The sequence below is a fragment of the Streptomyces sp. NPDC003016 genome (genome assembly GCF_053591455.1).
Window position 1 is genome coordinate 1 of record NZ_JBSFTV010000097.1, and the last position, 1,831, is coordinate 1,831.

General features: G+C 73.3%; 2 protein-coding genes and 2 pseudogenes. 1 reads left to right on the forward strand and 3 read right to left on the reverse strand.

The window, feature by feature from the left end:
- Positions 1 to 159: 159 nt before the first annotated feature.
- Both ACWDZ4_RS35025 and ACWDZ4_RS35030 read right to left on the reverse strand, forming a co-directional pair.
- Positions 160 to 903 carry a YqjF family protein gene (locus tag ACWDZ4_RS35025; protein ID WP_451512423.1) on the reverse strand — a complete coding sequence of 248 codons (744 nt, stop codon included), beginning with the start codon at positions 901 to 903 and terminating at the stop codon, positions 160 to 162.
- A 38-nt stretch (positions 904 to 941) separates the two neighbouring features.
- On the reverse strand, positions 942 to 1,475 hold the full coding sequence (locus ACWDZ4_RS35030) for a hypothetical protein (RefSeq protein WP_451512424.1): 534 nt from the start codon (positions 1,473 to 1,475) through the stop codon (positions 942 to 944).
- A 174-nt stretch (positions 1,476 to 1,649) separates the two neighbouring features.
- Here ACWDZ4_RS35030 and ACWDZ4_RS35035 point away from each other — a divergent pair.
- Positions 1,650 to 1,724 (forward strand): annotated as a pseudogene (locus tag ACWDZ4_RS35035) (DUF6629 family protein); the annotation flags it as partial.
- Between the two features lie 13 nt (positions 1,725 to 1,737).
- On the opposite strand, the pseudogene ACWDZ4_RS35040 reads toward ACWDZ4_RS35035, so the two are convergent.
- A pseudogene (locus tag ACWDZ4_RS35040) lies at positions 1,738 to 1,831 on the reverse strand (fatty acid desaturase); the annotation flags it as partial.

A 1,831-nucleotide genomic window follows, 5' to 3' on the forward strand; every position in this document is an offset into this window, starting at 1 on the left:
CTGGTCCACCGGCTGCTCCAGCAGGGCGCCCCCGCGGACCGGCAGCGCCGCGCCCTCGCCGAGGGGCTGCCCTCCCTGATCGACCTGATCACCACGCAGAGCACCACACCCTGACCGACCGGACGGCGCAGGAGCGGGGCCGGACCCACTTTCCGGCAGTCAGTTCCGCAGCGCCCCGCGAGCGGGTCCGGCGGCGCGCCACCGCGGCCGCGAAGGCCCGATGCGCACCCGCCTCACCCCCGGTGAGAAGTGCACCAGCGGGTCGCGGGAGGGCGCGGGCAGGCCCACCGCCGTCGTCAGCGACTGCGTCAGGTTCTCGACCGCACCGGTGTGGAGCGGCCAGGGTGCGTGCTCCACAGGGGTGTCCCAGACCAGCCCGGCACGGCGCGTGAAGGCGTGCCACCGGGTGGTCAGCCATACGTCGCGCTCCGACGGCGTGACCGGTGCCCCGTACCGCACAGCCAGGCGGTACGCACCTCCGCCACCCCGGCGTGCGCCGGAGTAGGAACAGATCCCGTCGTCCCGTCGCAGACTCAGCGATCCCTGGTGGTACGGCGCCCCCACGGCCCTCGCGGCCAGCATGGCCGGGCAGGACACCTCGATCGTCAGGAACCACAACGCCTGGCGCCCGTCGGGGCCCCGGACATAGGTCCGCAGGTTCGTCTCGAGGAAGGTGCCGAGGGCGGGGACGGAGGACGGGACTCCCGCCGGGCGTACGTCGGCCATCAGGAACGGCGTGAGAGTGACCCAGGCCGTGCCGTCGTACGTGTCCGCTCTCAGCCGGCCGGGCAGCAGCGCCTGGATGTCGGCAGGCCGGTACGGCCAGTGCACGAACGCCTGGTTCAGCCAGTCGGCCCGCAGCACTCGCAGCCGAAGCCGCTGCTCCGCTCCGTACGAGACCATCGCTCACCCACGTTCCGGTCTCCACCCGGCGGACCGGTTCACCGGCCGTAGGCGTCGTCGCGGGGCGGCGGTCCGACATGGGTGCGGCGGCCCGGACGCATCATGGCGTGGCGCTGTCCGGGCCCCGGGCCGGAGCGGGCGGCCAGGGCGTCGGCCACGGCGCCGGTGGCGAAGGCGTAGACCGTCTTGTGCAACAGGTCCACCGCCAGTTCCGAGCGGGGCCAGGTCTGGGGCGGAGCGCCCACCCCCGTGGCGTTCTCCAGAATCTGGTCGTTGGTCAGCCGGACCACCGCGAACATCGCCGACGGCAACGGCCCGCGCAGCCCGGCATGCGCCATGACCGAGCGGAGCACGCCGAGGAGCGCTCCCTGCCCGAAGTGCATGGCCCAGTTGACCGGATCCGGCTGACGTCCGGGCCGCTCGGCCATACCGGTCAGGCGTTCCAGAGTGCGTGCCGGGACGTAGGAGTTGGGCCGGCCGGTCAGGCGCTGCTCCGCCTTCTCGCCCACGGTCATCACCACGGTGCCGACCGCTCCGGCGACCAGGCCCTGCCACAGTGCGCGTTTCATCATGCGGTTGCGGGTACCCCGAGTCGTCGCCCCCACCACCTGCCCGGCCCGGGAAGCACCCGCCTGCTGGCCGCCTCACCCGAATGCTGGCACCGGGCACCGAGGCGCCGACCGGGAGAGCCCTACCGTTGCCCGGCAAAGACTGATTCACCGGGTCCAGGACGCGCGGGTGTCACCATGTGCTGGCGTGCCACGGCCGGTCTCGTTGCGGGCACCGGCACCGCCGCGATCGGGGTGGCCTGTGTCGCGCGCCCGTCCCGGGCGCCAGCGCCCGGCAGTGCGCACGCACCAGCGGCTGGACGAGCCGCAGATTCGGGCGCGCCATGCTCGGGAAGAGGTGGTGCTCTATCTGGTAGTTC

Bases quoted from the DNA above. Each gene is read 5' to 3' on its own strand.
- ACWDZ4_RS35025 (WP_451512423.1), bottom strand. From the start codon at position 903: ATGGTCTCGTACGGAGCGGAGCAGCGGCTTCGGCTGCGAGTGCTGCGG.
- ACWDZ4_RS35030 (WP_451512424.1), bottom strand. From the start codon at position 1,475: ATGATGAAACGCGCACTGTGGCAGGGCCTGGTCGCCGGAGCGGTCGGC.